Source organism: Acidovorax sp. SUPP1855 (genome assembly GCF_030158955.1).
Classification (GTDB): domain Bacteria; phylum Pseudomonadota; class Gammaproteobacteria; order Burkholderiales; family Burkholderiaceae_C; genus Paracidovorax.
Map to the genome: position 1 here is coordinate 203,249 of NZ_BQXI01000001.1, position 19,995 is coordinate 223,243.

A 19,995-nucleotide genomic window follows, 5' to 3' on the forward strand; every position below is an offset into this window, starting at 1 on the left:
ATGCCGGCGTCTTTATTGCGCCGAAGCGATGATTTGCAAAAAGTCCTGGGCCTTGAGCGACGCCCCACCCACCAGACCGCCGTCAATATCGGGCTGGGCCAGCAACTGGGCGGCATTTGCCGCGTTCATGCTTCCGCCGTACAGCAAACGGATGCGATCCGCCTGAGGGCTTGCCGCCGCCAATTGGGCGCGCAGCACCGCATGAACCTCCTGCGCCTGCTCGGGCGTGGCGGTGCGGCCCGTACCGATCGCCCAAACGGGCTCATAGGCCACCACGATCTCGCTGATGCAGTGCCCGTTCGCGTGCACCACGGCCGCTAACTGGCGCTTGACGACGGCCTGCGTCTGCCCCGCTTCGCGCTCTGCCAGCGTTTCTCCGACGCAGACGATGGGCGTGATGCCCGCCACCAGCGCACGCTGCGCCTTGGCCGCGACCACCTCGTCGGTTTCTCCGTGGTACTGGCGCCGCTCGGAATGCCCCACCAGTACGTAGCGCACTCCGAACTCCAGCAGCATGGCGGCAGAGGCCTCGCCAGTGTAGGCACCGGACTCGTGCGCCGATACATCCTGCGCGGCGACTGCGACAGCGGAACCCTCGGCCAGGGCCTGCACTTGCGCCAGGTAAGGCGCAGGCACTGCCACCACCACGTCGCAGCCGGGTTGCCCCATGCCTTGGCGCAACGCGTTCACCAATACCTGATTGGAAGCCAGGCTGCCATTCATCTTCCAGTTGCCGGCAATCAATTTCTTTTTCATGCGGTCCACGTCAAAACAATTTTCCCTGCATGCTGGCTGGACTCCATCAGCGCATGCGCCTTGGAAGCCTCCGCCGCGGCAAACGTGCTGTGCACGATCGGTCGAACCTTCCGGGATGCCAGCAGCGGCCACACCTGCTCGCGCAGGGCACGGGCAATCGCGCCTTTGAACGCCACGGACCGGGGCCGCAGCGTGGAGCCGGTGACGGTAAGACGGCGGCGAAGCACGAGGCCCGCATTCAACTCTGCCTTGATGCCTCCCTGAACGGCAATGATCACCAGGCGCCCGTCCTCCGCCAGACACTCGATCTCGCGGGCAACGTAATCGCCTGCCACCATGTCCAGCACCACATCCGCGCCCTTGCCACCGGTGATGCGCTGCACCTCCGCGACGAAGTCCTGGGTCTTGTAGTTGATGGCGTGATGGGCACCGATTTCCAGGCAGGCCGCGCATTTTTCATCGCTGCCGGCCGTGACGATGACCGTGGCGCCGAATGCACGCCCCAATTGAATGGCCGTCACGCCGATGCCACTGCTTCCGCCCTGCACCAACAGCGTTTCACCGGATTGCAGGCGGCCGCGATCGAACACGTTGCTCCACACCGTGAAAAGCGTTTCCGGCAGCGAGGCCGCCTCGACGTCGCTGAACCCGTCGGGCACGGGCAAACATTGCTCGACGGGGGCCACGCAGTACTCGGCGTAACCGCCGCCAGCGACCAGCGCACAGACGCGGTCGCCCACCTTGAGGCCCGCCTTGTCCATCGCAGCCTGATCGCCCCGCTCGATCACCCCTGCCACCTCGAGCCCCGCCAAATCCGACGCGCCCGGCGGCGGGGCATAGTGCCCCTTGCGCTGCAGAACGTCGGGCCGGTTGATGCCACTGGCAGCGACCCGAATGAGCAACTCACCCTGGGTCGGCTCGGGCACCGGGCGCTCTGCCAGACGCAGAACCTCGGGACCGCCCGGGCTTTCGATTTCCACCACACGCATAGCCATCACCTTGCTACAAAAGTCGAGATGAATACCGCGCCGGCGCAGACAAAGCCCGCGCCGGCAGCGCTCATTTCAATCGCGTTGGGGCTCAGGCGTCCATCTGACCCGACGACTCGCCGGAAGCCAGGGACTGTTGCTGTTGCTGCTGATCGGCACCGTCGCGGCGCTCACGGCGCTCGCCACGGTCCGAGCGCTCACCTCGCTCGGCAGGTGCAGGACGGCCGCCGCTGTCGCCCATGGGGCGATCGGCCAAAGCCTTCATCGACAGCTTGACGCGACCCTTCTCGTCCGTCTCCAGCACCTTGACCTTGACGATCTGACCCTCGGTCAGATAGTCGGTCACCTTCTCGACACGCTCATGAGCGATCTGGCTGATGTGCAACAGGCCGTCCTTGCCGGGCAGCAGGTTGATCAATGCTCCGAAGTCCAGGATCTTGACGATGGGGCCTTCGTAGATCTTGCCGATCTCGACTTCCGCCGTGATCTGCTCGATGCGGCGCTTGGCCTCGTCTGCCTTGGCACTGTCGGTGGATGCGATCGTGATGGTGCCGTCTTCGTCGATGTTGATCTGCGTGCCGGTTTCTTCCGTCAGGGCACGGATCACCGCACCGCCCTTGCCGATCACGTCACGGATCTTCTCGGGGTTGATCTTCATCGTGAACAGCTTCGGTGCGAAGTTGCTGACCTCGGTCTTGGCCTCGCCCATGGCTTCCTGCATCTTGCCCAGGATGTGCAGGCGCGCTTCCTTGGCTTGCGCCAGTGCGACCTGCATGATTTCCTTGGTGATGCCCTGGATCTTGATGTCCATCTGCAGCGCGGTGATGCCACCCGTGGTGCCGGCCACCTTGAAGTCCATGTCGCCCAGATGATCCTCGTCGCCCAGGATGTCGGTCAGCACGGCAAAACGATTGTCTTCCTTGATCAGACCCATGGCGATACCCGCCACGTGCGCCTTCATCGGCACGCCGGCATCCATCAGCGACAGGCAGCCGCCGCACACCGAAGCCATCGAGGAAGAGCCGTTCGACTCGGTGATCTCAGACACGACGCGCATCGTGTAAGGAAACTCTTCCTTGGTCGGCAGCACCGCCACCAGCGCGCGCTTGGCCAGACGGCCGTGGCCGATTTCGCGGCGCTTGGTCGACCCCATGCGACCCACTTCACCCGTGGCGAAGGGAGGCATGTTGTAGTGCATCATGAAGCGGTCTTCGTACTCGCCGGCCAGCGCATCGATGCGCTGGGCGTCCCGCTCGGTACCCAGCGTGGAAACCACCAGTGCCTGGGTTTCGCCGCGCGTGAACAGGGCGGAACCGTGGGTGCGGGGAAGCACACCATTGCGGATTTCGATGGGACGGACCGTGCGGGTATCGCGGCCGTCGATGCGGGGCTCGCCCGCCAGGATCTGGCTGCGAACGATCTTGGCTTCGATGTCGAACAACAGGCCTTCGACCTTGACGGCGTCAAACTCGGCGCCTTCTGCCTTCAAAGCCGACAGCACCGAAGCCGTGGCTTCGCGCAAGGCCTGCGTGCGGGCCTGTTTGCTGCGGATCTGATAAGCCGCGCGCAGCTTTTCTTCCGCCAGGGCGTTGACCTTGCCGATGAAGGGCTCGTCCTTGGCTGGCGGCTGCCAGTCCCAGACGGCCTTGCCAGCGTCGCGCACCAATTCGTGGATTGCGTTGATCGCGATGTTGCCCTGCTCATGGCCGAACACCACGGCGCCCAGCATGATCTCTTCGGACAGCTGTTGCGCTTCCGACTCGACCATCAGCACGGCAGCTTCGGTGCCCGCCACCACGAGGTCCATCTGGGAATTCTTGCGGGCCGCCTGGCCGGGGTTCAGCACATATTCGCCATTGATGTAGCCCACGCGAGCCGCACCGATCGGGCCGTTGAACGGGATGCCGGAGATGGAGAGCGCAGCGCTCACGGCGATCATGGCGGCGATGTCCGCATCCACTTCAGGATTCAGCGACACCGTATGGATGACCACGTGCACTTCGTTGAAGAAGCCTTCGGGGAACAGAGGGCGGATCGGGCGGTCGATCAGGCGGCTCGTGAGCGTTTCATGCTCGCTGGGCTTGGCTTCGCGCTTGAAGAAGCTGCCAGGGATCTTGCCGGCAGCGTACGTCTTCTCGATGTAATCCACCGTCAAGGGGAAAAAGTCCTGCCCGGGCTTGGCGGTCTTGGAGCCCACCACCGTGGCCAGAACGACGGTGTCATCGATGTTGACCAGCACGGCGCCGGACGCCTGGCGGGCGATTTCGCCCGTTTCCATGACGACGGTCTTGTCGCCCCATTGGAAGGACTTGGTAACTTTATTGAAAATGCTCATGTTTGCTCCATTTTTAATCGCTGGCTACACAGAACCAGCCTGCAAAGGAGTGCAATTCAGAACACGATGCCATTCCAGTGGCCCTGCCCTTTTACTCGATGGAACAAGGCCATTGGAATGACACAGCTTCGCTCTGTTTTGCGGCTCCGAAGTAAAAAACGCCTGAGCTAGCGTGCTAACCCAGGCGTTTCGGCATGCGAATGCGCTTACTTGCGCAGACCCAGCTTGGCGATCAATGCCGTATAACGCTCAGCGTCCTTCGCCTTCAGGTAGTCCAGCAGCTTGCGGCGGCGGCTCACCATGCGCAGCAGGCCACGGCGACCGTGGTGATCCTTGGCATGGGTCTTGAAGTGAGGGGTCAGTTCGTTGATACGGGCCGTCAGAAGGGCCACTTGAACTTCCGGGCTACCGGTATCGTTGGCAGCACGGGCGTTGGCCTTGACGACTTCGGCCTTGATAGAGGATGCGATCATTGGTTTTCCTTGAATTGCGGGGCCGGTGATTGCAGCGCATGGCTGCCCTGCCCCTGTCTTACTTGCGCAAGCGGCTGGAATGGCCACAAGCGTGCGTCTTGCACCATGCAAAACCTAGCGATTATACCCCGAGCCATGTTTTGAGCCGTTGCACCCCTTGCACCAACCGCTCAGGATCGCGGGAGGCAAAGCACCAACGCAACAATCCTTGCGCCTCCAGACCGAACGCGTTGCCCGGTGCCAACCCCAAACCGGCTTCCCGCACCAACCGCTTGGCCAAATCCAGAGAGTCGCCCTGGCCGGTGAGCCGAAAGAACGCATACATGCCGCCACGCGGACTGGCGACCTCAATGCCCGGCAGCGCCTGCAGCAAGGGAACCAACGCATCCCTGCACACCTGAAGATGAGAGACGACACGGGGCGTGATTTCTGACGCATGCTGCAAAGCCGCAATTCCCGCCCGCTGGGTGAAGACACTGGTGCACGAGGTATTGAATTCGATGAGCTTGCCCATGTGATGGGTCATTTCCGCCGGCATGACCAGCCAACCCAGACGCCAGCCCGTCATGAGGAAGCTTTTGGAAAAGCTCTGCACCACGACCAATCGGTCCTCAGCCTCTGCCAGATCCAGAAAGCTGGGCGCACACACCGAGTTGGATGGATCGTCGTAATAAAGCCGCTCGTACACCTCGTCGGCCAGTATCCACGTGCCCGTCGTACGGCAGTGCTGAACGATTTGACGCTGCTCGTCGCGCGTGAGCGTCCAGCCCGTGGGATTGTTGGGTGCATTCACGATCAGCAAACGCGTGGAGGGGGTGATGGCAGCCAGCAGCGCATCCATGCCCAACACCCATGCGCCCCCCGGCTGAGGCCGCAACGGAATGCATCGCAGCCGCGCGCCCATGATTTGTGGCTGCGCCGTCAGGTTGGGCCACACCGGCGTCACCGCCACCACCTCGTCGCCAGGGTCGAGCAACGCCTGCATGGACAGCATCAGCCCGTTCACCCCGCCCGAGGTCACGGCCACCCGCTCTGCAGCGATCGGCCCATGCAATGCACTCGTGTACGAGGCGATCGCACTGCGCAGCTCGGGTAGCCCCAGGTTATGTGAGTAGAAGGTTTCTCCCCGCCCAAGAGATTCCATGGCCGCCCGCCGCACAGGCTCGGGGGTGACCTCATCGCTTTCGCCGAACCAGAAAGCAAGCACATCGCTGCGGCCCATTCCCGCGTTGGCCACTTCACGGATTTTGGATTCTTCAAGGTGGATGACGGTAGCGCGCATCGAAACTTCCAGAGCAAAAGATCAGCGGGCATCGTAGCGGCTTCCACCATGCTCTTGCGCCACAATATCCTGAAATCAAAATCCCAGGGAGGAACCCATGCCCACTCGAACCGCCAAACACCTTGCAGGATTTGCCTTCCTGCTTTGCGCCGGAGTCTCACTCGGCATGAATACGCTTGAGGCCCATGCAGCGACAACAACCCATGCTTCGAATTCAGCGCAGGGCAACAAAAGAAAGAACACGGTCAAGCTGAAAACGTCCACCCCGCGCAGCGCCTCCGAAGAGTCGACTGCCGAACGCGATCGCAGGCTGTACAGAGAATGCAAAGGGCGACCGAACGCCGGGGCGTGTCTTGGATATGCCAAGCCATGAGCTTTCAAGAAGCCGAGGCGAAAATCGGATCTTAAAAATCAGCGTGGCCGGACAGCCGCGCGACCACGCGCAGGTCCGGGCCAACCATATCGACCGATTGAAATGTCATATCGGTTCCATCGGATAGCCTGGACAGTGCAGTCCGCTGGGCAATGCCCAATCCAGGGCCCAACAATTTGGGTGCCAGATAAAGCAGCACCTCGTCCACCAACCCCGATTGCAGCAACGCGCCATTCAACTGGCTGCCCGCTTCTACATGCACTTCATTCATTTGCAGGCGACCCAGATCCAACATCAGGGCAGCAAGGTCGATGTGACCCTCGGCATTGGGCAAATGCAACACGGTGACCCCGAGTGAGGCCAGCAGCGCTTCTTTTTCAGGGTTCTGAATGGCCGTGTAAATAAAAACTCGGCGCTCGGCTTTGAAAATGGCCGCGTGCAGTGGCACCCTCAACTGACTGTCCAACAAAATCAGGTCAGGTTGGCGAGGAGTCTCGACCTCCCGGACATCCAGCCGTGGATCATCCGCCAGAACGGTGCCGATGCCAGTCAACACCGCACACGCCCGCGCACGCCAGGCATGGCCATCGGAGCGCGCCAAGGGCGACGTGATCCATTGGCTTTCACCTCCATGCAAGGCCGTCAAGCCATCCAGAGAGGCAGCCGCCTTCATGCGAACCCAGGGGCGTCGGCGGATCATGCGGCTGAAAAAGCCAAGGTTTAACTCGCGGGATGCTTTCGCTTCAAGGCCCACGTCTACTTCCACGCCACGCTCGCGCAATTTGCTCACCCCCCGCCCCGCCACCATGGGATTGGGATCGGTGATGGAGGCAAACACCTTGCTCAATCCCGCGTCAGCCAAAGCATCGCAGCATGGGCCGGTTCTCCCATGATGCGAACAGGGCTCCAAAGTGACATAGGCAGTGGCCCCTTCTACCGACAAGCCACGCTCACGGGCATCGCGCAGCGCCGTGATTTCCGCGTGCGCCTGCCCTGCCGGCTGCGTAGATCCTTCGCCTAGCACCGTGCCAGAAGCATCCACGATCACGCAGCCGACGCGTGGATTGGGCGAGGTACGAAAGAGGCCTTGCTGCGCCAACTCCAATGCCCTCCCCATGAAGTTTGGCTCTGCTAACTTGTTCATACGGCTTGAGGAAACTCCAGTCTTGGATGCCACGGTTTGGCGGGCAGCCGCCCATTCTGCCGCCAAACGGTCAGCCTTATGGCGCCAACGGCACAGGATGGGTGGGTGAACTGGAGGAGACCTCCGTAACATTCGCACATGACATTCCCTGCCCTGTTACCGACGCCCAGGCTGGCCGCCAAAACCCCTTTCCGTCCACGACCCATCAGGCAATCTCTAGGCTTTACCTTGGTTGAAGTCCTGGTCGCGATCATGGTGCTGTCTTTCGGCATGCTGGGCTTGGTTGGCATGCAGGCTTTTGCACTGCAGTCGAACAGAGAGGCTCGATTGCAAGCACAAGCTGCGATGTTGGCGAGGGAACTGGCCGAAATGATGCGGGGCAACAAAGAAGTCGGCGTCAAGACGGCAACTGCTGACAACCCGTATCTGGTATCTCTCTCTAGCGGCTCCATGGTCCCAGCCACTCCATCGTATTGCCTGAGCGTGGGCAATGCGGCCACAGGTTGCTCGTCCGCAACTGATATTGCCAACGCAGAAATGACGGATTGGCTCGCCAGGGTAGACAACACCCTGCCTGGAGCCCGTGTGGTTATCTGTTTTGACAGTGCTCCATACGACAGCAACGGTATTCCTCGATGGACATGTCCTACTGCTGGAACAAATGCAAATGAGATTGCCGTCATAAAGATTGGATGGACCCGTAACTCTACTGATAGAAGCAAAACTGGGAGCGACTTGCTTGAGCAGGCGAGCAGTTCAACAAGCGTTCCCTATATTATTTTTCCAGTGACCAGTGGCAACGCCAGTTCGATATGAAAAAGAATGATTTCATGCAGAATTATTTAGCTGCCAAACATCGACAAAAGGGCTTGACCCTTATCGAACTGATGGTAGCAATGGTCATCAGCCTGCTGATTGTACTGGCGGCGGTGGCCGCATTGGTGGTATCCAGGCAGGGCTTCAGCAGCGTCGATGCAGCCTCACAACTCCGGGATAACGGTAGATTTGCCGTCGATCTTATTCAGCGCTTAGGGGTACAGGCGGGATACAAGGACGTGAGAGATGCTGCGACCCCTGTACCCAACAGTACGGCCGGAATCGAATCAAATCCACCACCGAATGTTTACGGGATTAATAATCAAAAACGCAGCGAAACCAACGCGTGGGATGAAAGCTCCAACTGGGGTTCTGCGGTGGGGGCCGGCAGCGACATTTTGGTGCTGAGAAATCAAACCAGTCAGCTCGTGCCAACAGCGACCACTTCTGATCAAACCATGATTGATTGCATGGGTGTGGCACCGTCAGCGGTACCCATTGACAGATACGACCGCATATTGAGCATTTTGCACGTTGGTGTTGGACAAGACGGTGAACCGTCTCTCATGTGCACCCATATCGGTTCAACCGGTTCTCTGGAAGCGGAGCCTTTGATCAGGGGCGTGGAAAACTTTCAAGTGCTTTACGGGGTTGATGGCATCGGTCCAAACAATGCCACTTTGCCGGCCAGTGCAGCAAGTTCGCCAGAAAATGGGCCTGAGCGTTATTTAAGGGCCGACCAGATCACCAACACGTCAAATGCGGCCGTCAGCTATTCCAACTGGAGGCGCGTCAGGAGCCTGCGCATCGGCATGGTAATCAGAGGCCCTAGCGGCTCGGCTATTGACAAGAGCTCTCAAACCCTCTATCCGCTGGGTATCGCCAAAGGCTCCAGTTCTGGCGCAATAGGCAGCGGCCTGGCAGACGCAAGCAATGATCCAGGCACCGTTTTCACGTCATCCGATGGAAGATTGCGGCAAACCGTTACCTTCACGGTACACCTGCGCAACTATCAACAGGACAATTAGCATGCTGAAATTCCAAGATTTATCTGTGAAATTAACAGTGTTACCTCGATCTTCAAAAGAACGAGGAGCGTCATTAATTGTAGTGATGCTGTTGTTGGTGATTGTCTCCATATTGGGAATATCAGGAGTGCAGATATCGATGATGGCGGAGCGTGGCACTCGAAATGATCGGGATACTCAAATCGCCTGGCAATCCACCGAAGCTGCCTTGATGGACGCAGAATTCGACATTCTGGGACAGCCAGCCAGTTCTTCCACCAAAAGAAACAGCATATTCAAACGGGGCAGCACAAATATCTCGCAATTTACGCAGGACTGCGGAACATCTGGAAACACAATCGGTCTGTGCGCTCTCAACGCCACAGGCAAGCCTGCTTGGTTATCCGTGGACTTCACGATTACAGCAAACAACGCCCCGACGACTGTATTCGGGACTTATACAGGACGGACATTTCCCTCAGGCAATGCAGGAATTCAACCCGCACAGCCTCCCCGCTATGTCATAGAGCCCATCCCAGATCCCTCCATGTCCCGCACCAAAGACCCAAAAGACGTCAAATATATATACAGAATAACTGCAATGGGATTTGGCCCGAATGCGGACACCCAGACCGTATCACAAGTTATTTTCAGAAATTGATGAGGCCTATATGAATAACTCTGTTTCCACCAGACCTGCAACGGCAGTGAAAATAATTACAGAATTCAAAGAAATCATTAAAAACTCGTCTTCTGCAAAATGGATTGCATTAGCAGCCGTACCTATTATGGCAACCATTTCATTCGTTGCATTCAGCGCAGGCACTCCGCCTTCCATACCCGCAATCAATATTTCCGCAGATCCTTTGTACGCAGCGGCGGCAGTGGATAAGCCCACTTTGGCTCTGGCTTTATCCGTTGAATACCCAACGGTGGGCTCACAATACCCATCAGGGGGCACCACAGACAATACTTATTCTAATTTAAATGAGTATTTGGGATATTATGACGCGGAAAGTTGCTATGTATACAATGATTCTCCATCGGAAACACCTGCAAGCGGCTTGACAACGGCAGACTACAAGCGCTTCGATCGCAGTGGTGCGGCAACTGCAAGAAAATGTACTAACGCATTCAGCGGCAACTTTTTGAACTGGGCCAGCAGTTCAGCCATTGATATGCTCCGTTTGGCATTATCGGGCGGCGACAGATACATTGATACGGCTACTACAAACTCTTCACTCACCATACTCCAGCGTGCCGTTATACCCAATGGGGATCCGGTCTGCATGTGGAATACCAGTAATTTTCCTGCCAAACAACTGCAAAAAGATGGCGGGGGAGCGGGTTCATATTGGGGAGCCGTTCCTGCGGCAATGATCTCGGCGGCTAACGGCAACGATATCTGGGTCGCGAATACTTTAAATCGGGTCTACTTTGGCACCTCCAATACCGGTAATTGCTCTAATGGGCCTGCGTCATATAAATTGGGAGCACCAACAGCCAACTCATCCGTGGGACCAGTTAGCGACTCATCGGCCGCTCTACCCAGCGGTACCACGCAGTGCGCTACTGAAAACAACACATGCAGTTTTACGGGCACCAAAGAAGTTTGGTACGGAGTCAAGGTGAATGGTGTGAATTACTGGAAGGTGGCGCCCGCATCGAATGGCGTCGCTTGTACCAATGACATCTTTGGCGACCCGAAGAGCGGCACTGCTAAGCAGTGTTACTACAGAAACTATAGCGGATCGTGGACACCGCCTGTGAATGCAAACTTGAACAGCGATGGCTTTTTCTATGCCCGCGTCCAAGTCTGCAATACCACCTCTGGCGTTTTGCAGGATGTGCGTGCTGCATACAATTTGTGTAGGCAGTATCCTAACGGCAATTACAAACCAACCGGTGTTATTCAGAAGTACAGTGACCAGATGCGATTGGCTGCCTTTGGTTATCTTATGGACCAGACAGCAAGCTACAACAACGGCCGCTATGGTGGGGTACTTCGTGCACCGATGAAATATGTCGGCAGCAAAACCTTCAGCACCACGGGACAGGACAATACTCCAAGCGGCGGGAACCCGAATGCAGAATGGAATGCCAACAATGGAGTATTCCTCTCCAACCCAGACAATGATACCAGTCAAACTCCGAACATCAGCGGTGTCATTAATTATCTGAACAAATTTGGCAGAACCGGACCTGTGCCGGGTCGCTACAAAATATATGACCCCGTCGGTGAACTCCATTACGAGACGATCAGATACCTGCAAGGCTTGCAGCCAAGCGACGCTGCAACGAGCAATATTTCAAATGATATGTACGACGGCTATCCGGTTTACGCAACCTGGACCGACCCATATGACAACAGAAGCAATGCATCGAATTATTCTTGCTTGAAAAGCAATGTGGTCGTCATTGGAGATGTGAATACCCATGATGGAAATAGACTGCCAACGCCTGATTTGGCAAACAATATTCCGAACATCAATGCATGGCGTAGCACGGTTCAAGCTTTTGAGCGAAATCAAGCGACTACATATCAAGATGGTCAAAATGTGAACCGAACCACTGGCAACCCCAATGGAGCCAACGGTAGCGTGCCGGGTGGCACCCAAACCAGCCAGATCATGGGGTCGGCATATTGGTCTCACACACACGACATCCGTGGATCCGATTGGACCGCAAAACCCGCAAAACAGCGCCCAGGACTCCGAGTCAAAACGTTCCTTTTCGACGTCAACGAGTACGGGGACCAAAATAACGTCTCGACACGCCGTTTTGCCAATCAGTTTTTCATGGCCTCCAAGTATGGCGGCTTCGAATCGGATCCCAGCAACGCTGCAGCCAGGCCGTACAACACCTATGGCAATCCTTTCAAACGCCAAGACGGTACCAACGACAACAATGTTTGGCAAAAGCAAAATGATCCTGGCGAGGCTGGCACTTACTATCTTCAAAGTAGTGCACGTGGTGTGCTTTCAGCCTTTGACGATATTTTCAGCAGGGCTGCAAGCGAGGCCAGAAGCATTGCAGGCAGTTCGGCCTCTTCCACAACCATCAGCAGTTCATCGGGAAGCGTGGTGTACTCTGCCAAGTTTGATACCAGCAACTGGAGCGGGGATGTGGTTGCCGAACCTCTAACTGCTTCTGGAACGAGCCTCAACTTGAGCTCCCGAAACTGGAGCGCTTCGGATCGCCTGTCGGTGATGGCTTCACCTGCTGCTAATCGCAAGATTTTTGTAGGCAATACTGCTGGAAACGCCAATCCAGTGGCGACGTCATTTACTTGGGCAACGATTGAAAGCGCCTTACAAGGCTATCTCAATAAAGCAGAACCTACCGCATCTTCAGATGGGCAAGGTTCGGCACGTGTCAGCTTTTTAAGAGGGGATCGAACCAAGGAAGGAAACCCTTTCCGGGTGCGCAGCTCATTGCTTGGAGACATCGTCAATTCCAGCGTCGTTTACTCAGGTGCGCCTACTGCAGCCTATTCCGGCGCTGGGTATGTCGCCTTCCGTAATAACTATATCAATCGCACGCCGGCCGTTTTTGCGGGGGCAAATGACGGCATGCTACATTCATTCAATGCGGGCACTGGCGACGAATTGTTTGCCTATATTCCCAGCTGGATGGGTCCCAAGCTCTCGGCATTGACAAACACCAGCTATGTGACCAACCATCAAAGCTATGTCGATGCCCCCCCAGTCGTGGGAGAGGCGCAAGTGGCGTTCAATGGCACAGCATCCGACTGGAAAACCGTTCTGGTTTCGGGAACAGGGGGTGGAGGATCCGGGGTTTTTGCATTGGACGTGTCTGACCCCTCCACCTTTGCCGCCTCCAACGTCATGTGGGAATTCAAGCGTTCCGATGACGCCGACATGGGCCAGGTGATTGGAAAGCCGCAGATACTAAAACTGAAAACCAGTGGAAGCTCCAGCACCAGCACCTATCGGTGGTTTGCAGTGGTGGCGAGCGGAGCTAACAACTATGTGCCAGACGTCAATGGGGTGTTCAGCGCGACTGGACAGCCTGCCCTGTTTTTGCTGGCACTGGACAAGCAGCCTGGGACCTCCTGGACCTTGGGAACCAACTATTTCAAGATCTCTTTGCCCATTGATAGTACGCTGAGTGCAGGGAAAGCAACCGGACTTGCCAATTTTCAACCGCTCTGGGGCAGTGCTGGAGAAGTCACGCAAATCTACATGGGCGACTTTCACGGCAACCTCTGGAAACTGGATTTTTCGAAAAACCAGCCTACCAGTGATTGGAATATAAATAAATTGACGGCATTCAACAAGGGCACTGCAGGGTCGCCTGTACCCTACCCCTTGTATATTGCCAAAGATTCGAGCAATACCATCCAACCCATTACTGCAGCACCGGCCATATTCTCGGGACCGGCGGTATCCGGCCTGGAAACCTTCTATGTGACCTTCGGCACAGGGAAATATATAGAAACCGCGGACAATACATCGACCGCAACCAACAGCTTCTATGCCGTTTACGACAACGGGACTACGACTGCAGACAACTCTCCTGCCGCAGCAAGTGTCATCAGTGGGCGGGCGCGGCTGAAACAAGGCGCCATCAATACCGGCACGAGGGTCATCACGGTTGGTGCATTCAAATGGGGCCGGGCCATGTCGGATACCGATGCGACACAACGTTCCGGTTGGTATTTTGATATGCCGGTTACTGGAGAAAAATTGATCAGCGCGATTGGTGACCAAGGCAATCTTTTTGCAACTTTCAATACAATCATTCCTGGCTCCGCTGGAGTTACTGGAAGTTGTTCCCCCACGCTTGGAACTAGCAATGCCTATGTGGTCAATATTGGCGATGGGTCAGGAAAATACAACCTATCGACCGTAGGTCTGCTGGGACCGAGCATGTTCTTTGTGAATGAATCCGAAACCCCGCCAGCTCCACTCGACAGCACCGGTCGGGGCTGGAGAACAACCACCTTGAGGAGCACGACCATCGGGCAATCCGGTGTCAGTACAAGCACGCAAGTCGTCAGTATCACGGAGGCCGTCGGCCGACTAAGCTGGCGCCAGATCAATAACTACCAAGACATGAAAAACAATTGAGTCACGCCATGAAAGCTCAAGCAAACCGGGGTTTCACTCTGATAGAACTCATGATTGTGGTGGCGGTGATAGGCATTCTGGCAGCAGTTGCTTATCCTGCTTACAACGACTCCATTCTGAAAGGGCGGCGAGCGCAGGGGCGAGCCGCCTTGGCAGAGCTTCTGCAGCAACAGGAGCGATACATGACCCAAAATAACTGCTACTTGGCATTCAGCAATAGCAGTGGCACTGTCACTGCCCTCGCACCCTCGCCATCTACAGCGTGCGGGGGGGTCACGGCTTCAACGGTTCCCTTTAAAACCTTTTCTGGCGATGGGGGACTATCTGCTGCGGCTTATCTGCTGTCAGCCAATACGTGCCCCGCTACAGGCAGTGGGACCTTGCCGATTTCTCAGTGTGTCAGAGTGATCGCAACTCCTGTGAAATCAGACCCAGTCGTGGGTAATTTAGAGTTGATGAGCAATGGCACGAAGAGGTGCACGGGCAACACAAGCAACCCTAGACTGTGCTGGCCATGAGTGAAAAACTAAAACTACAGTCCGGTTTTACGCTGATTGAACTGGTGATAACGATGGCGATTGCTGCCATATTGCTTTTGGTGGCTGTGCCAGGTTTCCAGTCCTTCCAACGAAATTCTCAGCTTTCTTCACTGACCAATTCTCTGTTGGTGGCCATCAATACCGCAAAAGCAGAAGCCATGAAGCAAAATGCCAGTGCATATGTCATTCCCGCCAGCGGTGCCGATTGGGGCAGTGGGTGGATCGTATTTGTAGACAAGGATCGCGACCAACTCTATAGCGAAAGCGGAGATGTGACCGTGATGAAGCAAGATGCCTTGGCGAGCTATTTCAGCGTTTCTGGAAATGGTACTTCTTCCGGCACTGCCCCTTATCTTGCATTTGATAGCTCTGGATTTTCCAGAAAAAAAGATGGGTCGCCTCCCCTCAATCTCACCCTTACCATCAAAAGAAATGATGTATCCAGCGCCACGCAAAATGAAGAAATGCGTAGAATAATTATTGGAAAGACTGGAAGAGCACGATCCTGCAAACCATCCAGCGACTTGAACTGTACCGCCACGGCTTCAAATTAAATAATAATTGCCATCGATCTGAGTCATTCACAAGATATTAATGAGTGAGACATCCCAGTTTGTACAAACATCGCGGTATTTCAGCATTCGTCACTTTGCTCTTCATTTCAGGTTGTGTCGGCCTGCCTGAAAGAGTTGAACGCTCTGTCTCGCAAGCGGAGCAACCTTCCAGCAACACGTCTTTGTCCAGGATCATGGACGACCGTCGCCAAGCCGCCCATGCAAAACACGACTCCGGCTTTCTCCTGCTCAGCGGCCCCCAGGAAGCCTATGGCAGCCGCCTCGCCCTGGTAGAGAACGCACAGAAAACACTGGACCTGCAGTACTACGCCATCCATGCGGATGCCAGCAGCGAGCGGTTGCTGCGCCGCATTGCGGCGGCAGCGCGGCGGGGGGTGCGTGTGCGCATTCTCCTGGATGACTTTCACAGCACAGGGCGCAATGCCTTGGTCATGGGGATGGCGTTCCAGCCCAATGTAGAGATGCGAATGTTCAACCCAGTCGCTGGGCCGCGTGGTTCGATGCTGGGGCGCTTGTGGGGCTCTGTCACCGATTTTTCCCGGGTGCAGCAACGCATGCACAACAAGCTGTTCATCGCGGACAACGTGATGGGCGTAACGGGCGGGCGCAATCTGGGCGATGCCTATTTCGGCAATGCCGATTCGGGTAATTTCGTGGATCTGGACGTGCTCGCCGTGGGCCCCATCGTCCAGGATCTGTCTCGCAGCTTCGACAGCTACTGGAACAACCAGCGCGCCTACCCCGTGCAGTCGCTCATCACCCAGCAGGAACTGGCAAGGTTGCGCGAACAGACCTCGAAGGCGCCAGCGTCCGAACAGCAGCGACAGGGTGATGGTGACAACAGCAACGCCCCCCCTTCAGGGACGCGCACTGCGGCCTCCGACCGGCGGGATGGGCCAAAGCCGCCGGACGGCGAGCCCCGCCCATCCAGCGATGGACCCACGCAGGCGCAACGTGAGCGCGTCTGGAACGAACAAGCCATGGACCTCGGTTCAGCAGCCTTCGTCTGGGCGCCGGCCGCCATGCTGGCGGACCAACCCGCGAAGATTCCCGCCGAAGGCGAGCGCGGCATTCCCGTGGGCGACATGAAGCCAGGAGCAGCCGTCGAGGTGAGCGCATCCGGTTCCCATTCCGACAACAACGCGCCCTCTTCCACGACACCGCGGACGCAGGCGCTCCAGGCCTCTGCAGAACATGCAGCGCAAGGAGAAACCGTGGTGGACGGCCTTCTGCAGTTGCTGGCCCAGGCACGGCAGGACCTGCTCATCATTTCGCCTTACTTCGTGCCCGGCGAGGACATGAAGAAGGCGTTTGCCGATGCCGTGGCACGGGGAGTCCGAGTGCGGGTGCTCACCAATTCGCTGGCCTCCAACGATGCGCCGGTTGCCCATGTGGGCTACGCACGGCACCGCGATGAATTGCTGGCCATGGGCGTGCAGCTGTATGAACTGCGCAGCGAGCAGGCAGGCCTCAAGGCGACGTTCGGTTCATCGGGGGCCGCCGCCACGGGCGAGTCCCGTTCGATGCTGCATTCCAAGGTGCTGGTGCTGGACGGCCGGCTGCTGGTGGTGGGTTCGATGAACCTGGATCTGCGCTCCCAGTTGCAGAACACCGAGATTGCCCTGCTGATCCAAAGCCGGGCCCTCTCCCGCATGGCGTCAGAGCAGATCGAAACCGCCATGCGCGAAGGCGCCTGGCGACTGGAGAAGACCGAACAGGGATTGGTTTGGCGAGCCCCCCAGGGCAGCGGCCTCGAAGACGCCACGACGGACCCCGATACCGGTCTGGGACTGCGTTTGCTGCTGAAGCTCCTGGGTCCATTGGCACCGGATCACCTGTTGTAGCGCGAAACAGGCGGCCTGCTTCGCAGGCCCGTTTATCCGGGTGCGACCTGACGGAACCGTCTTGTCCGCACTCAGCCGAGGCAGGTCCGCCCTATCCTCCGGGGCATTTCGGTTTCAAGCCGGATCGGGCATCGGCTGCCGTTGCAGCCATTGCGTGATGTCTTGTTGATCCGTCATGGTGCGCACCTGTTGGTACGCCACCTCGCCTTCCGGAAACCGCCGGCGCAGCAAGTTGAGCCATTGCTTGAGCCGGCCCGCGCGCTGCCGGGGCTCCAGGTCTTCGCAGACCAGACGCCAGAAATCGGACAGATGCGGCTGCAGCGCCGACCAAGGCAATGCAGGCGCGTCGGCGTCACCAGCGTCCGCCGAGCGGATCGCAAGGGCCAGGCCGGGATCGGCCACCATGCCCCGTCCAAGCATCAGGGCGCTGCATCCCGAAACCTCACGGCAGCGCTGCGCATCGGCCACGGTCCAGATCTCGCCATTGGCTACCACCGGGATGGAGACGGCATCGCGCACAGCGGGGATCTGCTCCCAATAGGCCGGTGGCCGGTAGCCGTCGGCTTTGGTTCGCGCATGCACCACCAATTCGCACGCGCCGCCGGCCTGCATGGCCTGTGCGCATTCGCGGGCCAGGGAGGCATCGTGGTAGCCCAGCCGCATCTTGGCGGACACCGGCAGGTGCGGCGGCACGGCGCGGCGCACCGCCTCGACCACGGCAGCGATGCGCTCCGGCTCCTTGAGCAGCGCCGCACCGCCCCCATGGCGGTTGACCACGTTGGCCGGGCAGCCGAAGTTCAGATCGATCCCCTCGGGTCCCAGTGCCGCCAGGCGCGCCGCGTTCTCGGCCATGCTGACGGGATCGGAGCCCAGCAACTGCGCCCGCACCGGCACGCCCGCCAGCGTCCTGCCGCCATGGCGCAGTTCCGGGAGGTAGCGAAGAAACACCTTGTCGGGCAGCAAGGTGCCGGTGATGCGAATGAACTCCGACACGCAGCGGTCCACCCCACCCACGCGGGTGAGCACGTCGCGCAGCACGAAGTCGAGTAGCCCTTCCATGGGCGCGAGCAACAAGGTCATGACAGCGTGAATGGGCCTTTGCGCCACCGGCGCAGAGCGCCCATGGCCGTGAATCCGGAATTTCCGATGAAGGTAACGACAAGGAAAAGGACTGCCTGCAGCCCCACGAACGGCCCGGCGCCCGGAAAAACAAAAAGGGCCCGAAGGGCCCTGGCGAGCAGCAGACCGATGGCCGAAGCCACCGAAGCACGCTATTTTAGAAAGTCCCCTTTGGCAGGTCGATGCTCTTGCCGTTGAGCTTGACCTGGCCGGCTTCCATTTTCACCACGCTGGTGAGATTGTCGCCCTCCTGCCGCAGGAACCCGGCGGCCTGGGCCATGCCGATCATGGCGTCCATGTCTTCGCTCTTCATGTCTTTCTTGCCCGCGGCCTCGGCAATGGGCGCAATCCACGCCTTGGGCAAACGCGCGCTGGCATTCAGCATCGAGCCCTTGATCAACGCGGCCTTCCAGCCCGTCTGCGCAACCTCTTCGGCCGAGGGAGCGCGCTGCACTTCGCCACCGTATTCGATCTGTCCCTGCTGGCCTTGGTAGGTGGCCATGAGTTTCATCGAGTAAGCCGGAAGGGCTGCCACCAGGCGGGGAGCGCTCTCTTCCAGCAAAGCCAGAATGCGCTCTTCCGTTTGGGAGGCCGCGCTCGCCAGGCCCTGTGTGCGGTAGGTCTCGATCAGTGCCTGCTGAAAGCGCTTGATCGTTTCCAGATCGATGCGCTGGAACTTTTCTTCAAAGCCTACCGATTCGAAATTCAGCGGGCCCATGCTGCCCTTGCCGTTGAGCGCAGTGGCGATGCTGATCGTGGCGCCATTGCTTTCGATCGTGGACGACCCGGCCACTTCTTTCAGAGAGAACAGGGACGTCGCCGCACCGCCTGCGGCCGGGGTGCTGCTGGCGTCCATCTCCGCGAGCCGCACCGTGCCGGTGCCGGGCCCGAAGAGCCACATGCCTTCGATCACTTCGTTCTCGAACGTGCCGTCCATGCCCTTCATGGCCATGGTGATGCGGGCCGCCGGCTTGGCCTCTTCGTCGTCCTCGTCCGGGGTACCGCCGGGCACTCCGACCATCGCGAATTCGGGCCACTGGAAGCTGCCTTTGACGCGTTTGCGGTCCCCGCTGAGGGTCATGTCAGTGACCATGGCTTGCCAACGCAACGTCATCTCCTCGTTGCCGACTTCACCCGCGGGCAACTGGAAATGGAGGTCGTGCCGGCCCGTCAGGTGGTGCACGGTGGTCAGGGTGGGAGCGGTCACCTTGGCCAGGTCCTTGGTGGCCTGCGCGTCCAGCCCCTCCAGCGCAAAGCGCGAATCCACCACGGCGGCCGCCAGGCGGCGGCCCGCCAGCGGGCCATGGTGCACGGTGCTGTTCACGGCCAGGCGCAACGGCGGGGATGGCGGCACATTGGCCTCCACCTGCTCGGCCGTGCGGGGCGGGGTCCACTGCAGCACCAGCTTGGCCTGCGATGAAAAGAAGCCCTTGTGGTATTTTTCGGAAACGATGGCCTCCGGGCCCAGGGCCTGGCGCAGATCGACCAGCGCCTCCTCGTAGCTCGACTGGGCCCGTTGGCCCAGATACCAGGTCGCGCCACCATAGGCCACGACAACCAGCGCCACGGCGGCGCCTGCCATTGTTTTCTTGTTCATTGGGTGTTCCGTCAGCATGCTTCTCCCCCCTGGGCGAAGCCCGCGAGAATACC

16 protein-coding genes are annotated in these 19,995 nt (G+C 58.4%); 8 read left to right on the plus strand and 8 right to left on the minus strand.

All coding sequences use genetic code 11. The features are described from left to right. Positions 1-12: 12 nt before the first annotated feature. From tpiA to AVMA1855_RS00970, 5 genes are all read right to left on the minus strand, one after another. Positions 13-756: a triose-phosphate isomerase gene (tpiA, locus tag AVMA1855_RS00950; RefSeq protein WP_284424244.1), complete on the minus strand. Its 744-nt coding sequence runs from the start codon at positions 754-756 to the stop codon at positions 13-15. Next, positions 753-1,745 (minus strand): NAD(P)H-quinone oxidoreductase, encoded by a 993-nt coding sequence (locus tag AVMA1855_RS00955; RefSeq protein WP_284424245.1) that lies wholly within the window; start codon positions 1,743-1,745, stop codon positions 753-755. Before AVMA1855_RS00955 ends, tpiA begins: the two co-directional genes overlap by 4 nt. A gap of 91 nt (positions 1,746-1,836) precedes the next feature. Continuing rightward, a complete protein-coding gene (pnp, locus tag AVMA1855_RS00960; protein ID WP_284424246.1) occupies positions 1,837-4,080 on the minus strand; it encodes a polyribonucleotide nucleotidyltransferase in 2,244 nt (747 codons plus the stop codon). A gap of 206 nt (positions 4,081-4,286) precedes the next feature. Continuing rightward, entirely contained in the window at positions 4,287-4,553 is a 267-nt protein-coding gene (gene rpsO, locus AVMA1855_RS00965; RefSeq protein ID WP_007849123.1) for a 30S ribosomal protein S15, read from the minus strand. Between the two features lie 121 nt (positions 4,554-4,674). Beyond that, positions 4,675-5,835 carry a pyridoxal phosphate-dependent aminotransferase gene (locus tag AVMA1855_RS00970; RefSeq protein WP_284424247.1) on the minus strand — a complete coding sequence of 387 codons (1,161 nt, stop codon included), beginning with the start codon at positions 5,833-5,835 and terminating at the stop codon, positions 4,675-4,677. A 97-nt stretch (positions 5,836-5,932) separates the two neighbouring features. On the opposite strand from AVMA1855_RS00970, the gene AVMA1855_RS00975 reads away from it, so the two are divergent. Next, positions 5,933-6,208 carry a hypothetical protein gene (locus AVMA1855_RS00975; RefSeq protein ID WP_284424248.1) on the plus strand — a complete coding sequence of 92 codons (276 nt, stop codon included), beginning with the start codon at positions 5,933-5,935 and terminating at the stop codon, positions 6,206-6,208. A gap of 31 nt (positions 6,209-6,239) precedes the next feature. On the opposite strand, the gene ribD is transcribed toward AVMA1855_RS00975, so the two are convergent. Continuing rightward, entirely contained in the window at positions 6,240-7,352 is a 1,113-nt protein-coding gene (ribD, locus tag AVMA1855_RS00980; protein WP_284424249.1) for a bifunctional diaminohydroxyphosphoribosylaminopyrimidine deaminase/5-amino-6-(5-phosphoribosylamino)uracil reductase RibD, read from the minus strand. A gap of 138 nt (positions 7,353-7,490) precedes the next feature. Here ribD and pilV point away from each other — a divergent pair, with 138 nt between their 5' ends. The 7 genes from pilV (at position 7,491) to AVMA1855_RS01015 (ending at position 17,226) form a co-directional block, all read left to right on the plus strand. After that, positions 7,491-8,168 carry a type IV pilus modification protein PilV gene (pilV, locus tag AVMA1855_RS00985; protein ID WP_284424250.1) on the plus strand — a complete coding sequence of 226 codons (678 nt, stop codon included), beginning with the start codon at positions 7,491-7,493 and terminating at the stop codon, positions 8,166-8,168. Continuing rightward, positions 8,165-9,196 carry a PilW family protein gene (locus AVMA1855_RS00990; RefSeq protein WP_284424251.1) on the plus strand — a complete coding sequence of 344 codons (1,032 nt, stop codon included), beginning with the start codon at positions 8,165-8,167 and terminating at the stop codon, positions 9,194-9,196. The genes pilV and AVMA1855_RS00990 overlap by 4 nt, the downstream gene beginning before the upstream one ends. A 1-nt stretch (position 9,197) precedes the next feature. Further along, a complete protein-coding gene (locus AVMA1855_RS00995; RefSeq protein WP_284424252.1) occupies positions 9,198-9,836 on the plus strand; it encodes a pilus assembly PilX family protein in 639 nt (212 codons plus the stop codon). A gap of 10 nt (positions 9,837-9,846) precedes the next feature. Next, positions 9,847-14,268, plus strand: a complete 4,422-nt coding sequence (locus tag AVMA1855_RS01000; protein ID WP_284424253.1) for a pilus assembly protein — start codon at positions 9,847-9,849, stop codon at positions 14,266-14,268. A gap of 8 nt (positions 14,269-14,276) precedes the next feature. Further along, positions 14,277-14,786: a type IV pilin protein gene (locus AVMA1855_RS01005; protein WP_284424254.1), complete on the plus strand. Its 510-nt coding sequence runs from the start codon at positions 14,277-14,279 to the stop codon at positions 14,784-14,786. Then, positions 14,783-15,361, plus strand: coding sequence for a GspH/FimT family pseudopilin (locus AVMA1855_RS01010; protein ID WP_284424255.1), 579 nt, complete (start codon positions 14,783-14,785; stop codon positions 15,359-15,361). Before AVMA1855_RS01005 ends, AVMA1855_RS01010 begins: the two co-directional genes overlap by 4 nt. A 194-nt stretch (positions 15,362-15,555) precedes the next feature. Next, positions 15,556-17,226, plus strand: a complete 1,671-nt coding sequence (locus AVMA1855_RS01015; protein ID WP_284424256.1) for a phospholipase D family protein — start codon at positions 15,556-15,558, stop codon at positions 17,224-17,226. A gap of 114 nt (positions 17,227-17,340) precedes the next feature. Here the strand turns inward: AVMA1855_RS01015 and AVMA1855_RS01020 are convergent, their stop codons facing one another. After that, the gene (locus tag AVMA1855_RS01020) at positions 17,341-18,306 is read right to left on the minus strand and encodes a tRNA dihydrouridine synthase (protein ID WP_284395702.1); all 966 of its coding nucleotides are present in this window, start codon (positions 18,304-18,306) and stop codon (positions 17,341-17,343) included. A gap of 196 nt (positions 18,307-18,502) precedes the next feature. Further along, the gene (locus AVMA1855_RS01025; RefSeq protein WP_284424257.1) at positions 18,503-19,942 is read right to left on the minus strand and encodes a YdgA family protein; all 1,440 of its coding nucleotides are present in this window, start codon (positions 19,940-19,942) and stop codon (positions 18,503-18,505) included. Positions 19,943-19,995 lie beyond the last annotated feature (53 nt).